At 61.7% G+C, this 24,648-nt stretch carries 20 protein-coding genes and 2 pseudogenes; 7 read left to right on the forward strand and 15 right to left on the reverse strand.

The window, feature by feature from the left end:
• Positions 1-65: 65 nt before the first annotated feature.
• Both EJ066_RS29290 and EJ066_RS29295 read left to right on the forward strand, forming a co-directional pair.
• On the forward strand, positions 66-995 hold the full coding sequence (locus EJ066_RS29290; protein WP_189644396.1) for a LysR substrate-binding domain-containing protein: 930 nt from the start codon (positions 66-68) through the stop codon (positions 993-995).
• A 70-nt stretch (positions 996-1,065) separates the two neighbouring features.
• Positions 1,066-1,995: an alpha-1,2-fucosyltransferase gene (locus EJ066_RS29295; protein ID WP_126043373.1), complete on the forward strand. Its 930-nt coding sequence runs from the start codon at positions 1,066-1,068 to the stop codon at positions 1,993-1,995.
• Between the two features lie 51 nt (positions 1,996-2,046).
• On the opposite strand, the gene EJ066_RS29300 is transcribed toward EJ066_RS29295, so the two are convergent.
• The 7 genes and pseudogenes from EJ066_RS29300 to EJ066_RS29330 all read right to left on the reverse strand — a co-directional run bounded on the left by EJ066_RS29300 (position 2,047) and on the right by EJ066_RS29330 (position 9,410).
• Positions 2,047-2,961 (reverse strand): TIM barrel protein, encoded by a 915-nt coding sequence (locus EJ066_RS29300; RefSeq protein WP_126043374.1) that lies wholly within the window; start codon positions 2,959-2,961, stop codon positions 2,047-2,049.
• A 58-nt stretch (positions 2,962-3,019) separates the two neighbouring features.
• Positions 3,020-3,808 (reverse strand): glycerophosphodiester phosphodiesterase family protein, encoded by a 789-nt coding sequence (locus tag EJ066_RS29305; RefSeq protein ID WP_126044098.1) that lies wholly within the window; start codon positions 3,806-3,808, stop codon positions 3,020-3,022.
• A 47-nt stretch (positions 3,809-3,855) separates the two neighbouring features.
• Positions 3,856-4,737, reverse strand: coding sequence for an ABC transporter permease (locus EJ066_RS29310; protein WP_126043375.1), 882 nt, complete (start codon positions 4,735-4,737; stop codon positions 3,856-3,858).
• Positions 4,738-4,748: 11 nt separating this feature from the next.
• Positions 4,749-5,674, reverse strand: a pseudogene (locus EJ066_RS29315) (ABC transporter permease).
• Between the two features lie 11 nt (positions 5,675-5,685).
• Positions 5,686-6,666: an ABC transporter ATP-binding protein gene (locus EJ066_RS29320; RefSeq protein WP_126043376.1), complete on the reverse strand. Its 981-nt coding sequence runs from the start codon at positions 6,664-6,666 to the stop codon at positions 5,686-5,688.
• Positions 6,663-7,676 carry an ABC transporter ATP-binding protein gene (locus EJ066_RS29325; RefSeq protein WP_126044099.1) on the reverse strand — a complete coding sequence of 338 codons (1,014 nt, stop codon included), beginning with the start codon at positions 7,674-7,676 and terminating at the stop codon, positions 6,663-6,665. The genes EJ066_RS29320 and EJ066_RS29325 overlap by 4 nt, the downstream gene beginning before the upstream one ends.
• Positions 7,677-7,781: 105 nt before the next feature.
• A complete protein-coding gene (locus tag EJ066_RS29330) occupies positions 7,782-9,410 on the reverse strand; it encodes an ABC transporter substrate-binding protein (protein ID WP_126043377.1) in 1,629 nt (542 codons plus the stop codon).
• 369 nt (positions 9,411-9,779) lie between these two features.
• Here EJ066_RS29330 and EJ066_RS32625 point away from each other — a divergent pair.
• Positions 9,780-10,753: pseudogene (locus EJ066_RS32625) on the forward strand (sugar-binding transcriptional regulator).
• Here EJ066_RS32625 and EJ066_RS29340 read toward each other — a convergent pair.
• The 3 genes from EJ066_RS29340 to EJ066_RS29350 form a co-directional block, all read right to left on the reverse strand.
• Entirely contained in the window at positions 10,750-11,085 is a 336-nt protein-coding gene (locus EJ066_RS29340; RefSeq protein WP_245455021.1) for a hypothetical protein, read from the reverse strand. The pseudogene EJ066_RS32625 and the gene EJ066_RS29340 overlap by 4 nt on opposite strands.
• Before the next feature lie 85 nt (positions 11,086-11,170).
• Positions 11,171-12,346: an acetate/propionate family kinase gene (locus EJ066_RS29345; RefSeq protein ID WP_189644397.1), complete on the reverse strand. Its 1,176-nt coding sequence runs from the start codon at positions 12,344-12,346 to the stop codon at positions 11,171-11,173.
• A complete protein-coding gene (locus EJ066_RS29350; RefSeq protein ID WP_126043379.1) occupies positions 12,346-14,757 on the reverse strand; it encodes a phosphoketolase family protein in 2,412 nt (803 codons plus the stop codon). The genes EJ066_RS29345 and EJ066_RS29350 overlap by 1 nt, the downstream gene beginning before the upstream one ends.
• 229 nt (positions 14,758-14,986) lie before the next feature.
• Between EJ066_RS29350 and EJ066_RS29355 the strand changes: the two genes are divergently transcribed.
• Together EJ066_RS29355 and EJ066_RS32480 are read left to right on the forward strand one after the other, a co-directional pair.
• Positions 14,987-16,981, forward strand: a complete 1,995-nt coding sequence (locus EJ066_RS29355) for a protein-L-isoaspartate(D-aspartate) O-methyltransferase (protein WP_126043380.1) — start codon at positions 14,987-14,989, stop codon at positions 16,979-16,981.
• Positions 16,982-17,163: 182 nt separating this feature from the next.
• The gene (locus EJ066_RS32480; protein ID WP_281035442.1) at positions 17,164-17,286 is read left to right on the forward strand and encodes a hypothetical protein; all 123 of its coding nucleotides are present in this window, start codon (positions 17,164-17,166) and stop codon (positions 17,284-17,286) included.
• Between the two features lie 26 nt (positions 17,287-17,312).
• Here EJ066_RS32480 and EJ066_RS29365 read toward each other — a convergent pair whose 3' ends face one another.
• On the reverse strand, positions 17,313-17,687 hold the full coding sequence (locus EJ066_RS29365; RefSeq protein WP_245455022.1) for a DUF1772 domain-containing protein: 375 nt from the start codon (positions 17,685-17,687) through the stop codon (positions 17,313-17,315).
• A 99-nt stretch (positions 17,688-17,786) separates the two neighbouring features.
• Here EJ066_RS29365 and EJ066_RS32485 point away from each other — a divergent pair, with 99 nt between their 5' ends.
• Positions 17,787-17,909, forward strand: coding sequence for a hypothetical protein (locus tag EJ066_RS32485; RefSeq protein ID WP_281035443.1), 123 nt, complete (start codon positions 17,787-17,789; stop codon positions 17,907-17,909).
• A gap of 510 nt (positions 17,910-18,419) precedes the next feature.
• On the opposite strand, the gene EJ066_RS29370 is transcribed toward EJ066_RS32485, so the two are convergent.
• The 3 genes from EJ066_RS29370 to EJ066_RS29380 are packed head-to-tail and all read right to left on the reverse strand — an operon-like array spanning position 18,420 to position 23,256.
• Positions 18,420-19,970, reverse strand: a complete 1,551-nt coding sequence (locus EJ066_RS29370; protein WP_126043381.1) for a SpoVR family protein — start codon at positions 19,968-19,970, stop codon at positions 18,420-18,422.
• A gap of 12 nt (positions 19,971-19,982) precedes the next feature.
• Entirely contained in the window at positions 19,983-21,287 is a 1,305-nt protein-coding gene (locus EJ066_RS29375) for a YeaH/YhbH family protein (RefSeq protein WP_126043382.1), read from the reverse strand.
• Positions 21,288-21,306: 19 nt separating this feature from the next.
• A complete protein-coding gene (locus EJ066_RS29380; protein ID WP_126043383.1) occupies positions 21,307-23,256 on the reverse strand; it encodes a PrkA family serine protein kinase in 1,950 nt (649 codons plus the stop codon).
• 253 nt (positions 23,257-23,509) lie between these two features.
• Here EJ066_RS29380 and EJ066_RS29385 point away from each other — a divergent pair, with 253 nt between their 5' ends.
• Entirely contained in the window at positions 23,510-23,980 is a 471-nt protein-coding gene (locus EJ066_RS29385; RefSeq protein WP_126043384.1) for a YbhB/YbcL family Raf kinase inhibitor-like protein, read from the forward strand.
• 114 nt (positions 23,981-24,094) lie between these two features.
• On the opposite strand, the gene EJ066_RS29390 is transcribed toward EJ066_RS29385, so the two are convergent.
• A complete protein-coding gene (locus tag EJ066_RS29390) occupies positions 24,095-24,532 on the reverse strand; it encodes a DUF2267 domain-containing protein (protein WP_126044101.1) in 438 nt (145 codons plus the stop codon).
• Between the last annotated feature and the right edge of the window lie 116 nt (positions 24,533-24,648).

Below are 24,648 nucleotides of genomic sequence, written 5' to 3' on the forward strand. Positions count from 1 at the left end.
GTTGCCGACGCCGTCGGAAAATCATAATGTTTCTAAGTCACCTTTCGAAAATCCAGAAACCGCCGATGGACTCGCGTCAACTCCGCTACTTCGCCGCCATCTATGAGCAGGGAACGCTGTCCAATGCGGCCGAGACCTGCCGCGTCGCTGTGTCCGCGCTCAGCCATCACCTCGCCAATCTCGAGGCAGAGTTCGGCGCGCCGCTTTTCGTACGCAAGCCACGCGGCCTGCAACCCACCGCGGCCGGTGAGCGGCTCTATGTCCACGCCAAGTCGATCCTCAAGGCGATGTCTGCCGCCGAAAAGGACATCCGCGAGGCCGGCACCGAGATCTCGGGCGAGGTTTCGGTGGGCATGGCCTATTCGGCGGTCAAGGCGATCGGCGTCGATCTCGCGCGGCGCATCGTGTCCGACTATCCCAAGGTCCGGCTGTCCCTGTCGGAGAGCCTGTCTGGTTCGACGCTGATCCACCTGATGGCATCGGAGGTCGACATCGCACTGGTCTACAATCCGCCCGCCGATCCGCGCCTGAAGACGCAAGCCGTGCTGGAGGAGCAGATGGTGCTGGTCGGCACTCGCGCAATCATCGGCGACAGCGACCAGCCGATCCGGTTCGCCGATATCCTCGATCTGCCGATGATCCTGCTCAGGCAGGGCATCTCGGCCCGTGCCCTGATGGACGACACCAATCTTCTCAAGAAGCTCGAAGGCCGGGCCAAGTTGCAGATGAACTCGGTTCATGCCATCGGCGCCTCGCTAGCCGCTGGCCTGGGCTGCGCCATTGGCACCAAGCTGTTCATGTACGAGCATATCGAGAGCGGCCTGCTGCATTATCGTCCGATCGTCGAACCGGAATTGTCGCGCACGCTCTATGTCTGCGAGATGGCCGACCGCCCGGCGACCTATGCGCTGGAGGCCGTCCGCAGCTTGATACTGGACCTCGTGCGCCGCTCGGTAGTAGACGGGCGCTGGGAAGCGCGAATGGTCATGCTTTAGTCCCCACAGCGGGAGCGGGTGCCAAAGGACGTTTGTTTTTGAAACCGGACACCGTAGATAATTTTTCCCGATGACGCCGCCAAAGAATCAAAAGCTCTTCTCCATCGGGTACCGCTGCGGGCGCCTGGCAAATCGTCTGATCATCTTCGCGAATTTCATCGCACTGGCGGAGGAGCGAGGGGATCACCTCATCAATTACACCTTTCACAGCTACGCCGATCTGTTTGAAGCCACGCGCGCCAACGTCCACTGCGCGTATCCGATACCGCGGCGGAAAAGCTGGCTGGACCGGATTCCCGGCGTCGGCGCGATCATCCGCAAGACGCGCATTTTCTATCACGTCACCCGCTATGCCAGCGTGCTGATTGATCGCTTTCCGGTTTTTGGCCGGAAGGTTGTCGCGTTGCGTGAAACCAAAGGTCAATTCATCACCTATCTGGACAGCCCAGACGTTCAGGAGAAAATCCGCCCGGCTAGAATCGTTTTCGTGTATGACTGGCGGTTTCGCGCACCGCATCTGGTGCAGAAGCATGGCGACAAGATCCGCGCCTATTTCCGGCCGTTGGCGACGCTTGAGAAAGCGAGCCGCGAAGCCGTGGAGCCATTACGGCGCAATGCCGACATCGTCATTGGCGTTCACGTTCGCCACGGCGATTATCGCGGCTGGAAGGGTGGCAAATATTTTTATCCAGTCGAATGTTACGCTGCATGGATGCGCGACCTCGTGACGCTATTTCCCGGCCGCCGGGTATCTTTTCTGGTCTGCAGCGACGAACGGCGCAACGCCGGGGAATTTCCCGGCCTGACGGTCGGGTTCGGCACCAAATCTCCCGTGAGCGATCTTTTCGCGCTTTCCCGCTGCGACTACATCATCGGCACCAAGAGCACCTTTCCGCAGTGGGCCTCGTTTTATGGCGAAAAACCGCTGCTGCAAATTTTGGACCGCAATGCTTCGGTCAAAGTGGAAGATTTCCGCGTCTGTTATCTGGATTGGGACTGAAATGAACCTGGAATCCATGACGGCTCATTCGACCCGGTTCATTCCCGCGCGTCATTCGGCAGCCATGGAACTGCGTCCGCCGTTTAGCGCCATCAGGTGTTTCGCGCGTTCGAGGCTGGCTGGCCGCTCGTTGCGGTAGCGTTCGCCGATCTCCATCATCAGGACCGTTCCCGGCAGGAACTCCAATTCACTGAAAATCTCTTCCCAGGCAATGTCGCCCCAGCCGAGCGGCATGTGCAGGTCGCCCAGGCCCAGCGCGACCGCTTCCTGCAGAAAATGGGGTTTGTAAGAGCCCTGCGGACGGCCGAAGGAATCGTGGACGTGCAGATGCCCGGCCACCGGGGCCATGGCGCGGATCTGCTCGCGGAAGTTCAGCCCGCGATAGGTCGCTTCGAGATAGGCATGGCTGAAATCGATCAGCGAGACCAGATTGGGATGATTGACGGCCCTGACGGTCTCGGCCACCTCCGCGGGCGTCTGCCGGTATTGCCCCGGTTCCGCGGTGAAGATGTTCTCCAGCGCGACGCGCACGCCATAAGGCCTGGCGAATTCCGCCAGTTCGGACAGAGCCTCGCGCTCGCGCCGGTCCGCATCCGCTCGCAGGAGAGGCTGGTCGGCGCGCAGGAAGCCGCCGTGCTGAACCAGGATACGGGCGTCGATCCGGTCGCAGACCTCGACCAGCGCCTTGGCCGCCTCCAGCTGGTACCTGCAGGTCGCGGGATCCATGAAGTTGGAGGAGACGAGGCCATGGACCGTGTAACGGAAGGGAAACCCGCTGGTCAACGCGACGAGCCGGTCCGCCCTCTCCTTGATGACGCGGCCGCCAGCGACAAGATCGATGCTGGTCACCGCTAGCTCGACGGTGTCGACACCGATACTTTCGAGCCGGCGAAGATCGGCTTCGAGACTGTCCAGCTCGCCGTCGCGAGACTGCGCGTTGAAGCCGGTTGCGATAAGATTGCTCATTTGCTTGTCTCCGGGTTGGGCCAGATTGGCATTGTCGTTATGCGGCCGATCCGCGTGATCAGGCCGGGTTGGCTTCGAGCGGCGCGGCCGTCCTCATGGCGGAGCGCAAGGCGATGGCGAGGTCGGGACGGTCCGATGTCAGGCGGCCGATCCGCCGATCCAGCCAGTGGCGGATTCCTGCCTCCTCATTCACTGTCCACACGCAAAGCCGGTCTAGCGGCAGCGCGGCACGGACCAGTTCCCATTGCGCCTCCATCAGCTCGTGATGGATGGCGACGATGTCCACGAGGCCGTCGACGCGAGCAAGGAATGCCGCCAGGCCACCCTGTCTCTCGGCCCAATCCGCATTGACGGAGACGAGGCGCGCGACCTGCGGCGCATGGCGCCGGCAGTCCTCCAGCACCGAAATGTCGAAGGATGTCAGATGCGTCCTGTCCTCGACGCCGAACCGCCGAAGCTCCTCGGCGACGCGCCGGGCAATGTCGGGATAGGGCGTGCCGGTTTCGTCGGTCTTGATCTCGACATGCAGGTCCGGCCCGTCTTTGGCGGAAAGCGCGGCCAGCACGTCCGCCAATGTCGGGATAGTTTCGTCCGTACCTTTCAACCTTACGCCTGGCCGCGCCTGCGCGCCTGCCCGCTCTTCGGACGTCAGCTTCCGCACCGGTCCAAATCCCTCCGTCGTGCGTTCGAGCGTCGCGTCATGGATGACCACGAGCTCGCCCGACTCGGTCAGATGGACGTCGAATTCGATGGCGTCGACGCCGAGCTTCAGCGTGTTGCGGAAGCCGGCAAGCGAGTTCTCGGGCCACAGATTGCGGGCGCCGCGATGGCCGGTGATCAACGTCATGCCAGTGATCGAAGTCATGGAAGTCTCCTCGAATTGCTGGAACATCTTCACCGCACCGTCGGATCGAGCCTGTCGCGCAGCCAGTCTCCGACCAGCGAGATCGAAAGCGTGGTGAGCATGATGACGGCGGCGGGCGCCAGCATGATCCACGGCGCGCGGGTCAGATATTCACGGCCGAAGCCGACCATATTGCCAAGGCTGGTCGCCGGCGGCTGGACGCCAAGGCCGAGGAAGGACAGCCCGCTTTCCATCAGGATGATCTCGGGAAAGGTCAACGTCATCGAAACGATCAGCGTCGAGGCGACATTGGGCAGGATGTGGCTGAGATAAACCCGCGCCGGCGTGGCGCCGAGCTGCACCACCGAGGCCGCATAGCCCTGCGCGCCTGCCGAGATCGCGAGGCCCCGCGCGATGCGCGCATAGCGCTCCCAGCCGTAGAAGCCCATCAGGCAGACCAGCAGCACCATGGAGGAGCCGAAGAAGGCCAGCACCGCCAGCGACATGATGAGAAACGGCAGAGCCGCCTGGAAATCCGCCAGCGCCAGCACCAGATGCTCGACGAAACCGCGGAACTGCGCGGCGGCGAAGCCGAGCGCCGTGCCGAATACGGCCGAAAGGAGCGTCGCCCCGAACGCGATGACGAGCGAAAGGCGGATCGACTGGATGAGGCGCGAAAGCACGTCGCGGCCCAGTTCGTCGGTGCCCAGCAAATGCTTCAGCGTGCCGGGTTGCGAAAGTCGGCTGGTGAGATCCATCTGCGTGATGCCGTAGGGGCGGATGCTGTCGGCGAAGATGGCGACCAGCACCATGGCGACCAGCCACAGGATTCCCAAGCCGACGCTCAGCGGCACGTTGCGGCGGATGGACGACAGGAAACCGGCCCGTTGCCTCGCGTTTGGCCGTGTGGTCGCCGGATAGATCGAAGCCATGCCGGTTCTCCTCAGTGGCTCGCATGCGAGCGCAAGCGTGGGTCGAGCCAGCCGTAGAGCAGGTCGACGACCAGGTTCGACACCACCATGGTGGCCGCGACGATAAGCAGGATGCACTGCACGACGGCGAGGTCGCGGTTGCTGACCGAGACAATCAGCAACCTGCCGATGCCCGGCCACGAAAAGATCGATTCCACCACCACCGCGCCCGCGATCAGCGAGCCGACCATAAAGCCGACGATGGTGACGATCGGCACGGCTGCGTTGGGCAGCGCATGGCTCCACACCACGTCGCGCCATTTCACCCCTTGGCGGAAGCCGTGCGGATATAGGGCTGGCCCATCACCTCGATCATGGCGCTGCGCGAGAAACGAGCGAGTATGCCTACGCCGCCTACGCTCATGGTGAGCGTGGGCAGGATGCCGTGCACCCATGTCCCCTGGCCGCCGGAAGGCAACACGCCCAGCGTCACCGAAAAGATCAGCACCAGCACCAGGCCCATGACAAAGGACGGAATGGTGAAGCCCAGGATCGCCAGCAGGATCACACCGCGGTCGGCGAAGCTTTGGCGGTGCAGCGCCGCATAGACGCCGGCCGGAATTCCGATCAGCAGCTTCAGGACGAGCGCCGGAACGGTCAGCTGCAGCGTGGCCGGCACGCGCTCCAGCACCAGTTGCAGCGCGGGAGCCTTGTCGCGCATCGACACGCCGAAATCGCCGGTGAAGATCGATTTGAGGTAAGCCAGGTACTGAATCCACAGCGGCTGGTCGAGACCCCACGATCTGCGGAACGCCTCGATGACATCTTGCGGCACGTCCGGCCCCAACATCACCTCGGCCGGATCCCCCGACATGCGCAGCACGACGAAGGCGAAGGTCATCACGGCAAGGATGGTGATGACGGCTCTCATAACGCGCACGAGAACGAAACGGATCATGGCGGGCTCCGTCAGGCCGCCATTGCGGCGTTGTCCGCCACGACATGGCAGGCGGCCGTGCGCCCCTTCTCGATCTGGCGCAGCGGCGGCGTAATGGTGCGGCAGGTGTCGCGCGCGACGGGGCAGCGGGGATGGAAGGCACAGCCCGACGGGCGTGCGGCCGGATTGGGCGGTTCGCCCTGGAGGATGACACGCCCCTCCAGCTTCTTGCCGGGGATCGGCATGCTGGAAACCAGCGCCTTGGTGTAGGGATGCCGGGGCGACTGGAAAATCACGTCGGAGGAAGCTTCTTCCACGATCCTGCCGAGATACATGACGGCGACGCGGTCGGCCAGGTTGCGCACGACCTTCAGGTCATGGCTGATGAAGATCATGGCGATGCCGTTCTCTTCCTGCAGGTCGCGCAGCATGTTCACCACCTGCGCCTGGATCGACACGTCAAGCGCGGAGACCGGCTCGTCGCACACCAGGAGCTTGGGCCGGGCCGCAAGCGCCCGCGCGATCACCGCCCGCTGGCGCTGCCCGCCGGAAAGCTCATGCGGATAACGGCCGGCCTGGTCGGGGCGCAGGCCGACGGCCGCCATCAATTCCTCGACGCGCCCGGCGCGGCTTTCTCTCGCCCCGACTCGATGGATGTCCAGCGGTTCGCCGATCTGGGTCGCAATCGTCTGCCGGCGGTCGAGTGCGGCAAGCGGGTCCTGATAGACAAGCTGCATTTTCGCGCGCAGCGCCCGCCACTGCGGCATGCCAAGCCTCGGCATCTTCTGCCCTTCGAAGCGCACCTCGCCGCCCTGGGCCGGATCGATGCCGAGCAGCATTCGTCCGAGCGTCGACTTTCCGGAACCGGACTCCCCGACAATACCCAGCGTTTCGCCAGGGAATACCGATAGCGAAACATCCTCGACGGCGCGAACAAAGGTGCGGCGGGAGAAGGGTCCGTGCCGCAGCGCGTAAACGCGTACGAGCTTTTCTGCCTCGATCAGCGGCGTCATTGCAGCAGATCTTCAGCGACTTTGCGTTCGGCCCCGCCGGCTGCGGCCGGCTCGATCGGGTGCGCGCAGGCGAGCTTTCGGCCGTCCTTTTGCGGCAGGAAGGAGGGCGGCGACGTCTCGCAGAAAGCGGTTGTGCGCGAGCAGCGCGGCGCGAAGGCACAGCCCGGCGGCAGGTTGTTCGGGTTCGGCACCGTGCCCGGTATCGGGATCAGCCGCCTTCGGGGGCCATCGAGGCGCGGGATCGCGTCGAACAGGCCGCGCGTATAGGGATGACGAGGGCTGGAAAACAGCTGCGCGACCGAACCCTCTTCCACGATGCGGCCCGCATACATCACGCATACGCGCTCGCAGACCTGCGACACCGCGCCGAGATCATGGCTGATGAACACCAGCGCCATGCCGGTCTCGGCCTGCAGCCGGATCAGGAGATCGAGAATCTGGGCCTGGATGGTCGCATCGAGCGCGGTGGTCGGCTCATCCGCGATCAACAGGTCCGGTTCTCCCGCCAGCGCCATGGCGATCATCAGCCGCTGGCATTGGCCGCCGGAAAATTCATGCGTGTAGAGATCGAAACGGCCACGGGCGTCGGGAATGCCGACCATGTCCATCAGCCTCAGCGCCTCGATCTTCGCTGCCTCGCCCTGCAGTCTCCGATGAATGGCCAGCGCCTCGGTAATCTGGCGGCCGATCGACAGGACGGGGTTGAGGGAGCTCGACGGGTCCTGGAAGATCATGGCGATCCGCCCGCCCCGCACCTGCTCCAGCGTGCTGCGCGGGCTGCCGCAAAGCTCGCGGCCCTCGAGGCGCACCGAACCGGTCACGCTAGCCTTGCCGGGCAGCAGGCCGAGCGCCGCCAGCCATGTGACCGACTTGCCGCATCCTGATTCCCCGACGAGGCCGAGCGCCTCGCCGCGTGCAACATCGAGGTCGATGCCGTGCAGCACCTGAACGCCGTCGAAGGCGACTTTCAGGTTGCGCAGTTCCACCAGGTTGGCCATCGCCGCTGTCATCGCCATCCGCTTCCGCTCTGTCCGGACCTATGCCCGAAGGACATCATGAAAAGAAAATGCTCCGGCAGGGCGTTTCCCTGCCGGAGCCGGTTTCGTGGCGAATGGTCAGCTTGCCCAGTTGGAAGAGCGGAAATCCATGGCGAAGGCAGGCGCGGCCTTCCACTTCAGCGACGACTTCATGCCGGTGAACACCGCATTTTGGTGAAGGATCTGATAGACTGGATCTTCCCGCTCGCAGATTTCCAGCATGCGGGCGAAGGCCTTCTTACGGGCGGCGTGATCGGTCGAGGTTTCCATAATGACGGAAAGCTCGTTCATCTCGGCATTGGTCCAGTCCTTCTTTTGCTGGACTTCGCCATTCGGGCCGAATTGCGTGACCATTGGCGTGATCGGGTCGTTGATCGAGTTCCCCGCGGACCAGTCGCGCACGCCCTTGACCCCCGCCGGATCGTGGATCTGGCCCCAGTTTTCCTTCATCTCGATCTGCACGTTCAAGCCAACCTGGCTCCACATCTCGACCATGATCTGCGCGTTCGCGGTCTGGTTGGTGTAGTAGTTGTTGAGCAGGCGGTAGGGGATAGCGTCGCCCTTGTAGCTGGCCTGCTTCAGCAGGTCGCGCGCCAGTTCCGGATTGTATTCCGGAGGAGCCCAGTCCTTGATGAACATCTCGCCATAGGAGTCGAACTGCAGGCCGGCCGGGATCACGGTCTGACCGGCCCACAGCGCTTCCACGATCGCCTTGCGGTCGATCGAATGGGTCATGGCGCGGCGCACCAGCGGATCCGCCAGGATCGGGTTCTGGACGTTGAAGACGGATACGCGGTGATTCCAGATGGTCGAATTCTGGATTTCGAAGCCCTGCGTGGCCTGGATCGCGGGTATCTGGTCCGGAGGCAGGTCGCAGGCGAAATCGTATTCGCCCGACAGAAGACCGTTAACGCGGGAAGCGACTTCCGGCACCTCCACGAAGCGTATCTGCTCAAGCGGCGGGCGACCGCCCCAATAGTCGTCGAAGGCCACGAGCGTGAGCGACACGTCCGGCTTGAACTCGCCAACCATATAGGGGCCGGTGGTGACCGGCTTGCGCGCCCAGTCGACATAGCTCGCCGCCTCGTCCCAGGCACGGCGGTTGGCGATCTGGCTGCCGAAGGCATAGAGGCGGCCTTCCAGCGTCACATCCGACGTCGCGTTGTGGAAGCGGACAGTATATTTGTCGACGGCCTCAACGCCTGCGAGCGCGGGCCAGAGGCGGCGGCTGATGCCAGGTATCGTGGCGGGCAGTTCCTTGGCGGTTGTCGGCTTGTGGTCGTCCTCGAAGATAGTCTTGCCGCCGACCGGCTGGGTGTCGCCGAAAACGCGCTGGGCCGAGAAGCTGAACACCACGTCGGCGGCGGTCAGCTCGTCGCCATTGTGGAATTTCACGCCCTGCCGGAGCTTCAGTTCGAGCGTCTTGTCGTCGATGCGTTTCCACTCGGTGGCGAGGCCGGGAACCGGGCCCTGGTTGCCCATCCAGTTGCGCAGAATCAGTCCTTCCCAGAAATTGGGGAAGAACACCCGCTCGCCGACATTGGATTGCTCGTTCCATATGTCGAGCGTGTTGTTGTTGGTGATCTTCTGCACGGCGATGGTGACGGACGGGCGCGCGCCCTGGCCGATCGCAAAGCGCGGCAGCACCATGCTGCCTGCGGTTGCGCCGAGGATACCAAGCGCGCCGCGCCGAGTGAGTGAAAACATCGGAATCTCCTTCTGCGGGAATGGCAAGTCGTGGCCAAAGCAATCCGACCGGTTTTATGTTCTGCACTATGTCTGTTTCGTAATGACTAGATGAATTATTTGTGACAATCCGCAAGTTACGTACTTTTTTACAAAAGTATCATATTACTATATTCTAAATATGTATGGAAAATCCTGCCCATATTCAGAGCACTAAGCCATGTTGATCTATTCTTTTTGAATCTGCTATTCGGCTAAAATGGTCATAACTTCCTTGCTGACATCGACCAGTCAGCCGGAAACAGGTCGCCGGGATTCTTAAGTTACAAATGCTACACCAATGTGACGTTTGTAACCGAAAGCAGCCAAGGCGGGGGAGGAGGAGAGCGCATGGACCAGCAGGAGCTGATGATCAGGGCCGCATGGCTCTATCATGTGGAGGGTTTGACGCAGGCTGAGATCGGCGAGCGGATGCATCTCACCCGCCGCAGGGTCAACGAGTTTCTCGCCGCGGCACTCGAGGAAGGGATCGTGCGTATAGGCTTCAGTTCGCCGCTTGCCGCCAATATCGAACTCGAGGCCGAATTGCGAAGCCGGTTTGGACTGCGGGATGCCGTGGTGGTGCCGACACCGGGCGATCCCCGGCTGGTGCATTCAGTCATCGGGCGGGGTGCGGCCGCCTATCTGGACCGGCTGATTCAAAGCCGCAAGCCTGCCTCCATCGGTGTCGGTTGGGGAAGAGACGTTGCGGGAAACCGTGCGGCAAATGACGGCCGTCAGCGAGCTGCGGATGGAGGTTCGCTCCATGATGGGCGGACTGACGCGCGGCTCGGAGATCAACACATTCGAGATCGTCCGCGGCTTCGCCCAGGTCCTGGGCGCGCAATGCCGCTATTTCGCCGCCCCGATTTACGCCGAGAGCCCGCAATCGCGCGAGACGATCATTTCCCAGTCGGTGTTCCAGAGGATATTCCACCGCACCTACGATGTGGATGTCTCCTATCTGAGCGTGGGAGACGTATCCCGGCAGTCGCTCCAGGTGCGCTACGGCCTGCCGGAGGGAACGGATGCGCGCGATCTCATCGCCGCCGGCGCCGTCGGCGACCTCCTGGGCCGCTACCTCGATGCCGAAGGGCAAGCCGGTGGACCACCCTCTCAACCGCCAGGTGCTTTCGCCGGAGCTCGACGACTACCGCAATATCCCCTGTCGCATCATTGCCTCGGGCGGGACGCACAAACGTGCCATTCTTCTGGCTGTGGCGCGGACCGGGCTAGCGACGGTCATCGTGACGGATGCCGACAGCGCAAGAACCATGCTTGAATCGATGCCGATAGGCTCGGCATCGCAAGACCTGCAGCCTTAGAACCACCGCCGCTCAGGCTCGGAACTCTTTGCAATCACGATGCCGAGAAGAACACCGAGCACGCCGCCGAGCACCATCGCCGAAGAGATTGTGCCTGGGTTCTGCTGAACCGTCTCAGACACGGTGTGCGCCTGGCTACGCAACTGCCGGGCTGCACGCGAGGCCCTGTCGGCGGCGCTATCGTACCAGCCCTGTGCCTCCTCGGCCTGGTCGGAAAGGGTGCGATTTATCTTGGTGATTTCGCGGCGGAGCTCGGCGATCTGCTTCTTCATCGCCTCCTGGGCTTCATTTGCCGCCTTTGAGGCGCCTGCCATGCTGGTGGTTTCGGCCATTGGCTTTCTCCCTTTGGTGTCAAACAGGGAAACGGTCGCGGGCGCGCAGGGTTCCTTGCCTTGGCAAACCGCGACGTCGATTGCGTTACCAAGCGTCCCCCTGCACGCGCGACTGGCGGGCAATGACGCTCTCCTCGTCGGTCGCGACGACGCGTATTTCGACCTTGCTGTCCGGCCGGCTGATGATCTCCGCATGGCAGGCATTGGATGGCTCGTCGATCGCCACGCCAAGCCAATGAAGCCTTTCGCATATCGCCTTGCGAACCGGCGCCGAGTGCTCGCCAATGCCGGCGGTGAACACGAGGCATTCGAGGCCGCCCAACGTGTTGGCGAGCGCGGCGGCCTCCCTTGCGGCCCGGAACGCAAAAAGGTCTATCGCTTCGCGGGCTTGCGGGTCGTCGCTCGCTTCCAGCGTGCGCATGTCGGCGGAGATGCCGGATATTCCGAGCAGCCCGGATTTCTCATAGAGCATGTGCTGCAGAGCCTCCCCCGTGATGCCTCTTTCCAGGAGGAAATACAAAAGCACGCCCGGATCGATGGCGCCGCAACGCGTGCCCATGACCAGACCGTCGAGGGCGGAAAAGCCCATCGTCGTATCGACGCTTCTGCCGTCGCGCATGGCACACAGGCTCGCTCCGTTGCCAAGATGAGCGACGATCGTCCGCTTCGCGGCGAGAGCGGGCGATATCTCCTTGAGCCGCCCGGCGACGTATTCGTAGGAAAGACCATGAAACCCGTAGCGGCGGATCCCTTCCGCATCGTATTTGCGCGGCAGCGCGAAACGGCTCACGATCGGATCGATCGTCTGATGGAAGGCTGTGTCGAAGCATCCGACCTGAGGCAGATCCGGCCGCAGCGCTGCGAGTTCCCGGATCGGCGCGAGACTGCGAGGCTGGTGCAGCGGAGCAAGCGGCGTCAGCCTGTCCAAAGCCTCGATCACGGCAGGCGTCAGACGGACGGGTTCGACGAACTCGCGCCCGCCATGCACGATGCGATGGCCGGCCGACACCAGCTTCCGGCCGCCAAGTTCGCTCTCGATCCAGTCGAGCAACGCGCCGATACCCGCATTGCCTGCGACTCCGGCAAGCAGCCGATCGCACTGCACTGTTCCGTCGGCCGCTTTCGCACTGAGCCTCGGCGCATCGCCCAGATCGAGCGCACCACGCGAGACGAGTTGCAGTTCCGCGGACGGTTCAAGGTCGTAAAGTCCGAACTTGATGCTGGACGAGCCGGCGTTCAGTGCAAGAACTGCGTGCCGCATCAATCGCCGGCCTCCGTCGCGCCGTTGTAGGCCCAGTTCCACTGCTGAATCTCGGGCATGTCTTCGCCGTACTCGCGGACATAAGCCTTGTGTTCGGCAAGCTTCCCGTGAAGTTCGGCGGCAAGGTTTTTCGCCCGCTCAGTGAGACCCGGCACGCGTTCGATCGCGGCGAGCGCCAAGTGGTAGCGGTCGAGCTCATTGAGCACGGCCATGTCGAATGGCGTCGTCGTGGTGCCTTCCTCGCGAAAGCCGTGCACATGCATGTTGTCATGGTTGGCGCGTCGGTAGGTCAGGCGGTGGATGAGGTAGGGATAGCCGTGATAGGCGAAGATGACCGGCCTGGTTTTGGTGAACAGCGCGTCGAAATCCTCATCGGCGAGGCCATGCGGATGCTCTGAATTCGACTGCAGCGTCATCAGATCGACCACGTTGACGACGCGAACCTTCAGGTCCGGAAGCGCCGAACGCAGAATGTCCGTGGCGGCGAGCGTCTCCAGTGTCGGCACGTCGCCGGCGCAGGCCATGACCACATCCGGATCCTCGCCCTTGGCAACCGTCCCGGCCCACTCCCAGATCCCCGCGCCCGCCCGGCAGTGCGTTTCCGCCTCTTCAGCAGACAGCCATTGCGGCGCTGGCTGCTTGCCGGCGGTGATCACGTTGATGCGGTTGTAGGTTCTCAGGCAATGGTCGGCGATCCAGAGCAGCGTGTTGGCATCCGGCGGGAAATAGAGCCTGACCGTATCGGCCTTCTTGTTGGCGACGAAATCGGCGAAGCCCGGATCTTGGTGGCTGAAGCCGTTGTGATCCTGCCGCCAGACATGGGAGGTCAGCAGGTAATTGAGTGAAGCGATCGGCTTGCGCCAGGTGCACTCTCTGGACGTCTTCAGCCATTTCGCATGCTGGTTGACCATGGAATCGACGATGTGGATGAACGCCTCGTAACAGGAGAACAGGCCATGGCGGCCGGTCAGCAGATAGCCCTCCAGCCAACCCTGGCAGAGATGCTCGCTGAGCACCTCCATGACGCGGCCGTCACGGGAAAGCTGGACGTCATAGGGCTCGATCCGCTGCATCCAGACCCGGTTCGTAACCTCGAACACGTCGTCAAGGCGGTTGGAGGACGTCTCATCCGGTCCCATTAGCCGGAAATTCCGGGCCTCCGCATTCAGGCGTATCACGTCGCGGAGATAGCTTCCGAGTATCCGCGTCGCCTCGGCTTTGGCACCGCCCGGACGCGGCACATCGAGCGCCAGGCTTTTCCAATCGGGAAGCACGAGGTCGCGCTTCAGCAATCCGCCATTGGCATATGGGGTTGCGCCCATGCGCTTAAGCCCTGTCGGCGCAAGCGCCGCCAGGTCTGGGAGCAGGCGCCCCCCTTTGTCGAACAGCTTTTCCGGTTCGTAACTCCGCATCCAGTCTTCGAGGATCTTGCGATGCGCCTCGTTGCCGCGAGCGTTCGACACCGGCACTTGATGCGAGCGCCAAAAATCCTCGACCTTCTTGCCATCGACCTCCTTCGGTCCGGTCCAGCCCTTCGGGCTGCGCAGCACGATCATCGGCCACAGCGGACGCTCTCCCCGCCAGCCCCGAGCACGGGCGTGCTCTTGGATGGAGCGGATCCGATCGAGCACCGTATCGAGCTTCGTGGCCATCGCCCGATGCATGGGAACAGGCTCATGACCTTCGACGAAGAACGGTTCGTAGCCGTAGCCGGCGAACAGGCTTCGCAACTCCCCGTCATCCATACGGGCGAGGATCGTCGGATTGGCGATCTTGTAGCCGTTGAGATGCAGGATCGGCAGGACGGCGCCGTCGGATGCCGGGTTCAGGAACTTGTTGGAGTGCCATGCCGCCGCGAGCGGGCCGGTCTCCGCTTCACCGTCGCCGACGACGCAGGCGACCACCAGATCGGGATTGTCGAAGGCCGCGCCGAAAGCATGGACCAGTGCATATCCCAGTTCTCCGCCCTCATGGATCGAGCCGGGCGTTTCGGGCGCCACATGGCTGGGCACTCCGCCAGGGAAGGAGAATTGCCGGAAGAGTTTTCTTAGACCGTCTTCGCCCTCGCCGATTTCGGGATAGATCTCGCTGTAGGTGCCCTCGAGCCACGTGTTCGCGACCATCGCCGGGCCGCCATGGCCTGGTCCGCAGATAAACAGGACATCGAGACTGCGTTCACGGATGACGCGGTTCAGATGGACATAGATGAAATTGAGGCCAGGTGTCGTGCCCCAATGGCCGAGCAGCCGCGGCTTGACGTGCTCGGCTTTTAGGGGCTCGCGCAGGAGCGGATTGTCGAGCAGATAGATCTGGCCAACCGAAAGGTAGTTCGCGGCGCGCCAGTAGCGGTTCATGAGATCGACCTGGTCAAGGCCGATTTCCGGTGTTGTCTTGTGAGCCTCGTCGTTCATGGAAACGTCTCCAGAATGCATTCGCCCATCGATAGATAGAAGCGGCGTCGCACCGGACAAATGATCTGCATCAAAATAGGTTGCGGCCGCTAGACCGTGGCATTGAAGCCAGCGAGCATGATGAGCGTGCCTCGGCAAGCATATCTGCCGGGCAAAGGGTGGAGGAACCTTGACGCTTGCCGGTGGTTAAGGAGACGGGCGGAGACCACGAACCGCCGGAGGAGCCAGGATGCTCGATCTTTCCCATGCACGCGACCGAATGGTCGATATCCACATCAGCCGCCGTGGCATCCAAGATCGCGAGGTGCTGAAAGCGATGCGTGAGGTTCCGCGCGAGGCTTTCGTCCAACCTGGCTTTGAAGAATTCGCCTACGAAGACGGACCGTTGCCGATCGCCGACGGCCAGACGATATCGCAACCCTATATCGTCGCCCTGATGATCGAGATGGCAGAGATCGGACCGAGCGACCACGTCCTGGAGGTCGGCACCGGCTCGGGTTATGCGGCTGCCGTGATGAGCCGGATCGCCGAACGAGTCTACACGATCGAGCGCCACGCCGGGCTGGCCGAAACGGCAAGACAGCGGCTCGAAGGGCTTGGCTATGACAATATCGAAGTCCGCACCGGCGATGGCACCAAAGGCTGGCCAGACGCGGCGCCCTTCGACGCCATTCTGGTGGCGGCCGGCGGACCCGGTGCGCCGCTTGCGCTACAGGAACAGCTCGACGTCGGCGGCAGGCTCGTCATCCCGGTCGGCGACGAGCCACACGACCAGCGCCTTCTCAAGGTCACCCGAACCGGCGCTGCAACTTACAGCGAGGAGGATTTCGGCGGCGTGCGGTTTGTCCCGCTCATCGGCGAGCAGGGCTGGCCCGAGAACGGCAGCCCTATCGTGACCGATCGTCCATCCGGACGCGCGCGCACACGCAGCCTGCCGGAGATGATCGCGGCAGCGGCCGAACCGCTGCCGGATTTCGACGATCCGGCGTTCGGCGAATTGTTCGACCGGTTTGGCGAACGGCGCGTCGTCCTGCTCGGTGAGGCGAGCCACGGTACGTCGGAGTTCTACCAGGCCCGCGCGGCGATCACCCGCAGGCTCATCGAAAAACACGGCTTCACCATCGTCGCTGTGGAGGCTGACTGGCCCGATGCCGCGGCGATCGACCGCTATGTCCGCCATCGGCCGTCACCGGCCAACGTCGATCCGCCATTCCAGCGGTTTCCCACTTGGATGTGGCGCAACACGGATGTTGCGGCGTTCGTCGACTGGATGCGGCACCACAATGAACGGATCAGGATATCGTCCCGACTGGCGGGCTTTTACGGCCTCGACATCTACAACATGAGCGGATCGATCGCCGCGGTTCTGCAATATCTCGACAGGGTCGATCCGCAGGCAGCAAGCATCGCACGTGAACGCTATGGCTGCCTGACGCCTTGGCAAAACGAACCGTCCACCTACGGCCGTGTCGCGCTCACCTCCGGCTACGAGAAATGTGAGAAGGCCGTGCTTGAACAATGCCGCGAACTGCTTGCCAAGCAGCTCGATTATGCGCAGCAGGACGGCGCCGACTTCCTAGACGCCACCCAGAATGCGCGGCTGATCGCTTCGGCGGAACGCTACTATCGAATCATGTACTACGGCGGCGCGCAGTCCTGGAACCTGCGCGATACCCATATGTTCGAGACGCTCGAACATCTGCTCGAAGCTCGCGGGCCGAACGCCAAGGCCGTGGTATGGGCGCATAATTCCCATATCGGAGATGCCCGCTACACCGAGATGGGGATTGTCAGGGACGAAGTGAACATCGGCCAGCTCTGCCGCCAGCGTTTCGGTGACGAGGCGGCCCTGATCGGGCTCGGTACGCATTCCGGGACGGTAGCCGCGGCCTCCGACTGGGACGGCGAGATGGAAATCAAGCGGGTGCGGCCTTCCCATAGCGATAGCTACGAGCGGCTTTGCCATGACTGCGGCGTCTCGCGTTTCCTGCTCGACATCAAGCGCGACGATGCGCTGCGCGAGCGGCTTCTGGAGCATCGGCTGGAGCGCTTCATCGGCGTGATCTATCGACCGGAAACCGAACTGCGCAGCCACTATGCGGACGTCTCTCTTGCCCAGCAATTCGACGCGTTCGTCTGGTTTGACGAAACCGCCGCGGTAACGCAGCTCGGGCCGGAGCATGTGGGAACGGGCGTTCCCGACACCTATCCGTTCGGGCTTTAGCCGCCTCTTGGGCAGGGCCGCAACAAGGCGAGTTTCGGCGGAACATTCATCGTGCAGTGCTGTTTCTGGAACAGGACCCTTTTCGAAGGAGTTGTGCCGTGAGCGGAACCAAACATCCAAAGTGAAAAAAGCCGAGCGACGCCGATCTGAGGAACAATCCCGGTATCGGGACCTCCAAAGGCATGATCAAGGAAGGCGACGAGCTCGAACTCGAAGGCGAAAACACGATCGAGGGCGACGTCGAGAACGACACCAACGCCCTTGGCGGGATCAACCCAAGGCGAAAAATGCGGACGAACAAGTAGTGTCGCTGCGCATCCCTCGGCGCCATTTACTCCGCAAAAAGTGTCGCGGTGACAGCAATCGAGATCAGGCTCAGCATCGCCAAGCCTGCCCTGGCGACATGTGAAGCCTCCCAAACATTGCGCAAGTCTTTCCAGTCGCCGGTTTGCTTTCGAGAGAACGTTGAAAAAAATGCCGCGGCTGATTTCGGCACCGCGACATCCTGCACCCAGAAATTGTTGACGGGATGCGTGACCAGCCAATAGGTCGCATGTTCCGCCACCAGGAAGACAAGGGCCGCCAAAGTCCACCAGAATCGAGCGCTTGGATACGGCGTCAGGTAGAGCAGGATGGCGAGGGCGATGATGCCGCCGATCTCGGCAAACCCGCCGATCGTGAAGCCGGGATAGTAGATCGCCTGCACGGATTTGTGGCCTCCTTGAGGCGCAACTTGCCGGGCAATTCCAACGCGTGCGCGAGCGAGAGCGCCATCGTGATGGCAATCAGAAGAAGGGTGACAATCATGAACACGCGCATGTTGCTATTCCCTGAACCGCACCTCCGCAGTACGCGCGTACATAGAGTGATCGGCAACCCGGTAAAGGTGGTGGAGGCGCTGCATGTCGCCAACGCCGCTGGCATTTGAACCGCCGAATTTTTCATCCGGACGCCCGTCCGAGCCATCGGCCTTCACCGCACGGCCAAGACAGTCGGGAACCTTCATTCGGCACGATGGTTGTCACTTCGTGAAGCAAGATTCGGGGAGTGTCCCATGACCGATCCTGATCCCGATCCGAACAATCCCGTGCCGATACCGGACAATCCCAATCCCGAGCCTGCCCGGCCGCCCGCCCCGCCGGAAACACCGCCGGATGTGCCTCCGGGCGTTCCTCCGCCTTCGCCTGATCCCATTCCCGCTCCGCAAAAGCAGCCTGTCGAAGTTCCTCCCGATACACCATCCGAGATTCCGACGGAACCGACATTCCCGGGTCCCACGGCCAATGCATATCGCCCAAAAAGTGCTTAGCGGTTTTGGGAAATACGATGGTCAACAAAGTCTGGTCACGACAGAACTGGCTGACGCATGGCGAAACTGCGCGGACCCTGCAGCGATTGGCTTTAGAACGACGACGTCGCGGGCTATCCCCGGTTTTGGTCATTCCCCGATCTGGCTGGTCGAACGTTCGTTGAGCATCTCGCCCGTTTGCGCATCGATCGCCGCCAGGCTGACCTCATAGCCCCACAGGCTGCGGATATGGCGCATGGCGGCGTCGCGGTTGGCCTCCTCCAGCATGATGCCGTCCTTCACCTTGTGCTCCAGTCGCAACTGTCGGTCGCCGAGAAGATCCACATCCACCACCTGAATATCCGGCCGGCTCGCGCCGATGTCGTAGCTGTGGGCGAGCCCGGCGCGTATCTTTTCGTAGCCACGCTCATTGTGTATCGATGAGACTTCGTAATGCGGTTCGCTCGCGGCATCGGCCAGGATAAAGAACCGCCATTTCCGCATCAGCGCGGGGCTCAGATACTGGCGGATGAAAGACTCGTCGCGATGGTTCGCCCACGCCTCGAGCAGGGTTTCGCGCCAATTGCCGTTGCCGGCGATATCGGGGAACCAGTCACGGTCCTCGGCGGTCGGCTCAGTCGATATGCGCTGGATATCCTGCATCATGTCGAGGCCCAATGCATAAGGATTGATGCCGGAAAAACGCGGATCGTCGAAGGCCGGCTGGAAGACCACGTTCGAATGGTTGCGCAGGATTTCCAGCATCACGCCTTCGCTGATCAGGCCGCGATCGAACAGCGTGTTCATGAGCGTGTAGTGCACGAAGGTGGCGCAGCCTTCATTCATCACCTGCGTTTGCCGCTGCGGATAGAAATATTGCGCAATGACGCGGACGATCCTGACGATTTCACGCTGCCAGGGCTCCAGGACCAGGCTGTTCTTTTCCAGGAAGTAGAGCAGGTTCTCCTCGGGCAGCTTGAGCGTTTTCTTCCGCTCCGCCACGCCGGGATTCTTTTCTCCGGTATTGTCTCCGCCCTTCGAAGGCGGGAGCGTGCGCCACAGATCGTTGTAGGAGCGCTCCTCGTACTCCAGGCGCTCACGAACGCCCTCACGCTGCCGCTCCGATGACAGCTTCGGCGGCCGGTGATATCTGAACACGCCCTGTTCCATCAGCGCGTGGGCCGCATCGAGGATGGCCTCCACCGCGGCGACGCCGTGCCGCTCCTCGCAACGGGCGATGTAAGCCTTGGCGAAGTCCAGATAACTCAGGATCGCGCTGGCGTCCGTCCACTGGCGGAACAGATGATTGTTCTTGAAGAAATGATTATGGCCAAGCGCTGCATGAGCCGTCACCAGGGCCTGCAGGGCCATGGTGTTTTCCTCCATCAGGTAGACGATGCAGGGGTTGGAATTGATGACCAGCTCATAGGCGAGTCCTCGCCCGCCTTTGCGATAGAGCAATTCCTGATAGAGGAAATGCTTGCCGAATGACCAGTGACGATACATCAGCGGCATGCCGACCGAGGAATAGGCGTCGAGCATCTGCTGGGACGAGATGATCTCCATCTGCACCGGATAGACGTCGAGGTGAAGCTCTTCGATCGCGATCGCCTCGATGGCTTCATGGACACGCGACAGCGTTTTGAAATCCCAGTCTGCGTCGGAAAAGAGCAAACCGGACTTGCTGGCTTGCCTGACCATCGGCATTTCCCCTCAAGCGCTCTTCCGGACGGCTGGCTGCCTGGCGAACAGCCGGCGGAAGACCGGATAGATATCGGCTGCGGTTGCGATACGGCTCATCTCGAAATTCGGCCATTTCAGATTGACCGCGCTGTAGGCGCGCCAGAGCGAGGTCCCGTTCTCGGTGGCGCCGAAGATATGGGTCTCGCGTTCGTCGATGATCTCGACATAGGCGAAATACTGGCACAGACGCATGATCTGGCCATCCATGAGGCCTATGCAGCGCTCGGAATCGGTGGCGAAATTGTCGCCGTCCGATGCCTGGGCGGCATAGATGTTCCACTCGTTGCTGGGATAGCGTTCCTCGATGATGCGGTGCATCTCTTCGAGTGCCGTGGAGACGACGGTACCGCCGCTTTGCGTATTGTAGAAGAAAGTCTCCTCGTCCACCTCCTGCGCCTCGTGCGTATGGCGGACGAAGACGATTTCGGTGCGGTCGTAGCGCCGTTTCAGAAAGAGATGCAGCAGCACGAAGAAGCGCTTGGCCAGATCCTTCTCGCGCTCGCCCATCGAGCCGGATACGTCCATGAGACAGAACATGACGGCATTGGCATTCGGCACCGGCTGGGCGTCGAAGCGATTGAAGCGGATGTCGACGGGGTCGACATAGGCGATCCGCCTGCGGCGGCGCTCAAGTCGCTCGAGCTCTTCCTGCAACGCCGCAATGCGCTGGGGTGCCCCCGTGTTCTGGGGCTCCGCCGCCAGGATTGCGAGTTCCTTCGCAATCGCGTCAAGCTCCTCCTGCTTGGGGCGCTTGAGCGCAATCCGACGGCCATGACTGTGTCGCATCGTGCGGCCGACATTGATGTTGGTCGGGGAACCGGTCGCGGCGAAGCCGGCACGGCGTGGCTTGAAGGCAAGTATCTCCTTGAGATTGAGCTTGACCATGTCGGGAAGTTCGAGATCCTCGAAGAAGAGATCGAGCACCTCCTCGCGCGAGAGCACGAAACGAAAATCGTCTTCCGAGACCGTTTTCCCCGGAGATGATCCGCCGCTGCCCTGGCCGGGCTTGGGAACGCGGTCGCCCGGGGCGAAATGCTTATTGCCCGGCAGGACGTGCTGCCGCCTGCCGCTGTCCTTCGCATCGGTAAAACTCGGCTCGGCTGTGCCCCTCGGCATGGAGACGGCGTGCTCGCTGTCCACGTCAGCGATCCTGCCGGTGCGGATCTTGTCCCGGATGCTTCGCTTCAGCTCTTCGCGCGCGCGCCTCAGAAAGCGTTGGCGGTTGCCGAGGCTCTTGTCCTTCGGGTTCAGTCGGCGATCGATAAAGATCGGCATGGAAACATCCCGGCTGGGCTCAACCCGCCTTGTTCACCCGCATGTACCAGTCCACCAGCCGGCGGACCTGACGTTCTGTGTAACCGCGTTCGACCATCCGATGCACGAACTCGGTATGCCGTTTCTCCGTTACGCTGTCCTGCTTGGAGCCGAAGCTGATCACCGGGAGCAGATCCTCGACTTGGCCGAACATTCGCTTCTCGATGACTTCGCGCAGCTTTTCATAGCTTGTCCATGACGGGTTGCGGCCATGGTTCCTCGCCCGGGCGCGCAACGTGAACTTGACGACCTCGTTGCGGAAATCCTTGGGATTGGCAATGCCGGCCGGCTTTTCGACTTGCGACAGCTCGTTGTCCAGCACCTCGCGATTGAGGATCTGGCCGGTATCGGGGTCTTTGTAGTCCTGATCCTCGATCCAGGCGTCGGCGTAGGCGATGTAGCGGTCGAACAAATTCTGGCCGTATTCGCTGTAGGATTCCAGATAGGCCTTCTGGATTTCATGGCCGATGAACTCGGCATAGCGCGGGGAGAGCTCCGACTTTATGAAGTCGAGATAGGCGGCTTCCGTCTCCTTCGGGAACTGCTCGCGCTTGATCGCCTCCTCCAGAATGTACATCAGATGCACGGGATCGGCGGCCACTTCCTTGGTGTCATAGTTGAATGTCTGCGACAGAATCTTGAAAGCGAAGCGTGTGCTGACACCGGTCATGCCCTCGTCGACCCCGGCGGCATCGCGGTATTCCTGAACCGACTTCGCCTTGGGGTCTACATCCTTGAGGTTCTCGCCGTCATAAACGCGCATCTTCGTGTAGAGCGGCGAATTGTCGTGCTCGGCCAGACGGGTCGAAACGGTGAACCGGCTGAGAATGTCCAGCACCTCCGGAGCGCAGGCGCTGGAGGCCAACTCGCTTTCGCGCAGCAGCTTTTCGTAGATCTGCCTTTCTTCGGTGACCCGCAGGCAATATGGCACCTTGACCACCAGGATACGGTCGAGGAACGCCTCGTTGTTCTTGTTGTTCTTGAACTGCAGCCATTCCGACTCGTTGGAATGGGCCACGACGATGCCCTGATAAGGGAAGGATCCGAAGTTTTCCGTTCCGTTGTAGCTGCCCTCTTGGGTAGCGGTCAGCAGCGGATGGAGGACTTTGATCGGCGCCTTGAACATCTCGACGAACTCAAGCAACCCTTGCGTGGTCCGGTTCAGGCCGCCGCTGAAGGAATAGGCGTCCGGATCGGATTGGCTGAAATTCTCGAGTTGTCTTATGTCGACCTTGCCGACCAGGGCCGAAACGTCCTGGTTGTTCTCATCGCCTGGCTCGGTCTTGGCAATGCCGATCTGGCGCAGCCGCGAAGGCATCAGCTTCACGACGCTGAATTTGGAGATGTCACCGGACAGTTCATCGAGGCGCTTGGCCGCCCACGGCGAGATCAGGCCGTTCAGCCGGCGCCGCGCGATGCCGTATTTGTCCTCCAAGAGGTCGGCCATGCGGTCGGGATGGAAAAGCCCGAGCGGCGATTCGAAAACCGGGCTGATCTGGTCGCCGACCTTCAGCGTGTAGATCGGACGCTGCTCCATCAGCTTCTTCAGCCGCTCGGCGAGCGAGGATTTGCCGCCGCCGACAGGGCCGAGCAGATAGAGAATCTGCTTGCGTTCCTCAAGCCCTTGAGAGGCATAACGGAAATAGCCGGCGATACGCTCGATCGTGTCCTCCATGCCGTAAAACTCGGCGAAGGAGGGATACACCTTGATCGTCCTGTTCGAAAAAATGCGGCCGAGCCGCTCATCCATGCTGGTGTCGATCAGGGTGGGCTCGCCGATCGCCTCGACCATCCGTTCAGGCGCCGAAGCATACATCGATTTATCCTCGCGGCAGGCGAGGAGATATTGCTGGATGCTTATCTCCTCCTGCGCCGCATTCGTGTAAATCTCCGAAAACAGATCGAAGACGTCGGATTGGTTCTCACGCATGGTATCCTCGCCCCGGCCGGTCTGGTTGCTGTCGCCTCTTCATTCAACTGTCGGAAAGCCTTTGCGGTTCCCTCTCATCACGTAGTGCGTCTGCGACCGGATGTTAGGGGTCCAGACAGATATCGTCAAAGGAAACCAGCCAGCGAATGACTCGCAGACTGGAACATTTCCAAGAGATGTCCATTCCTCCATCAGCGTGCTTGCCGAGCAGCAAGTCCGCCGCGAACAAGCTGCTTTTCCGGAGGAATGAACCATGCCGCTTACGCTCAGCAGTTCCGCCTTTGCCGAGGGTGGAAAAATTCCCGAGAGATATACGCGTGACGGAAAAAACGTATCGCCGCCGCTGAAATGGTCAGGTGTGCCGGACAAGGCGAAGAGTCTCGCCCTCGTCGTGCAAGACCCTGACGCGCCGAACGGAACGTTCGGCCACTGGGCGGTGTTCAACATCCCGCCTGACGTCGCAGAACTGCCCGACGCCGAGAGTGGCAAGCCGGGTCCCGAAGCGCTCAGGCAAGCCACGAACGACTTCGGCAACGCCTACTATGACGGTCCTGAACCGCCAGTCGGACACGGCGTCCATCATTACCATTTCCGACTTGCCGCGCTCGACACGCCGAGCCTCGCCATTCCGGGAGCTGCGGGCGTGGAGCGGATCTGGCAAGAAGCTCAAAAACATGTGATCGAGGAAGCAGAATTGGTGGGAACATACGAACGCAGCGAATGAATCTGGCGGCACAGGTCATTCGGTCGAAGAGATCTAAATCGTGCTGTCCGGCCCTGCACCAGAAGCGAGGAACGGCTCTGCACCTTCCCAAGGTCCGACTTTGTATCTCTGCTGCTAGACTCCAACGCTTTCGGGCCAAAGCGCCTGGATCTGCTTCGGCAACGCGTCACGCACCTTCGACGACTGGCCGAGGTCGACATGCCGAGCGAGAACTTTGAACACAGACCTGGTCGCATCCTCGGGATTCACCGGCCGGGTGGATTTCATCTCCTCGGCGACGCGCTGCAGGAATTCCTCCAACGAGCGGCTGTTGGCCGGCAGATCACGCGGCCGATACCGATCATAGTAGGCTCCGCGTATGAGAAGCGGCAGCCCCGCTCCGAGGTTGGCGGCCAATTCGACCTGCAGCCAATCCCGCAAGGTGCGTAAAACGGCTCCCAGCATATGCCAGGCAACGTGCCTGTCGGGCCCGTGGTCTGCCATGATTTCGTCCAGCCAGATGTTCGTTGTCTGCAGGGTTTTGTCAAAAACTTCCAAACCGGTTGCGCTCATCGTCGCCTCCTTCAGCATGGGCAATCCCAACACCCGCCATGACGGGCAAACGGGGATAGAGCGCAATTGTTTCGTCATTTGTCGAAAATGCTCAAGGAGCACCGCCGAAGTGCAGC

Origin of the sequence: Mesorhizobium sp. M9A.F.Ca.ET.002.03.1.2, assembly GCF_003952365.1 — a bacterium.
Taxonomy (GTDB): domain Bacteria; phylum Pseudomonadota; class Alphaproteobacteria; order Rhizobiales; family Rhizobiaceae; genus Mesorhizobium.

Bases quoted from the DNA above. Each gene is read 5' to 3' on its own strand.
- EJ066_RS29290 (WP_189644396.1), top strand. From the start codon at position 66: ATGGACTCGCGTCAACTCCGCTACTTCGCCGCCATCTATGAGCAGGGA.
- EJ066_RS29295 (WP_126043373.1), top strand. From the start codon at position 1,066: ATGACGCCGCCAAAGAATCAAAAGCTCTTCTCCATCGGGTACCGCTGC.
- EJ066_RS29300 (WP_126043374.1), bottom strand. From the start codon at position 2,961: ATGAGCAATCTTATCGCAACCGGCTTCAACGCGCAGTCTCGCGACGGC.
- EJ066_RS29305 (WP_126044098.1), bottom strand. From the start codon at position 3,808: ATGACGTTGATCACCGGCCATCGCGGCGCCCGCAATCTGTGGCCCGAG.
- EJ066_RS29310 (WP_126043375.1), bottom strand. From the start codon at position 4,737: ATGGCTTCGATCTATCCGGCGACCACACGGCCAAACGCGAGGCAACGG.
- EJ066_RS29320 (WP_126043376.1), bottom strand. From the start codon at position 6,666: ATGACGCCGCTGATCGAGGCAGAAAAGCTCGTACGCGTTTACGCGCTG.
- EJ066_RS29325 (WP_126044099.1), bottom strand. From the start codon at position 7,676: ATGACAGCGGCGATGGCCAACCTGGTGGAACTGCGCAACCTGAAAGTC.
- EJ066_RS29330 (WP_126043377.1), bottom strand. From the start codon at position 9,410: ATGTTTTCACTCACTCGGCGCGGCGCGCTTGGTATCCTCGGCGCAACC.
- EJ066_RS29340 (WP_245455021.1), bottom strand. From the start codon at position 11,085: ATGGCCGAAACCACCAGCATGGCAGGCGCCTCAAAGGCGGCAAATGAA.
- EJ066_RS29345 (WP_189644397.1), bottom strand. From the start codon at position 12,346: ATGCGGCACGCAGTTCTTGCACTGAACGCCGGCTCGTCCAGCATCAAG.
- EJ066_RS29350 (WP_126043379.1), bottom strand. From the start codon at position 14,757: ATGAACGACGAGGCTCACAAGACAACACCGGAAATCGGCCTTGACCAG.
- EJ066_RS29355 (WP_126043380.1), top strand. From the start codon at position 14,987: ATGCTCGATCTTTCCCATGCACGCGACCGAATGGTCGATATCCACATC.
- EJ066_RS32480 (WP_281035442.1), top strand. From the start codon at position 17,164: ATGATCAAGGAAGGCGACGAGCTCGAACTCGAAGGCGAAAACACGATC.
- EJ066_RS32485 (WP_281035443.1), top strand. From the start codon at position 17,787: ATGAACACGCGCATGTTGCTATTCCCTGAACCGCACCTCCGCAGTACG.
- EJ066_RS29370 (WP_126043381.1), bottom strand. From the start codon at position 19,970: ATGGTCAGGCAAGCCAGCAAGTCCGGTTTGCTCTTTTCCGACGCAGAC.
- EJ066_RS29375 (WP_126043382.1), bottom strand. From the start codon at position 21,287: ATGCCGATCTTTATCGATCGCCGACTGAACCCGAAGGACAAGAGCCTC.
- EJ066_RS29380 (WP_126043383.1), bottom strand. From the start codon at position 23,256: ATGCGTGAGAACCAATCCGACGTCTTCGATCTGTTTTCGGAGATTTAC.
- EJ066_RS29385 (WP_126043384.1), top strand. From the start codon at position 23,510: ATGCCGCTTACGCTCAGCAGTTCCGCCTTTGCCGAGGGTGGAAAAATT.
- EJ066_RS29390 (WP_126044101.1), bottom strand. From the start codon at position 24,532: ATGAGCGCAACCGGTTTGGAAGTTTTTGACAAAACCCTGCAGACAACG.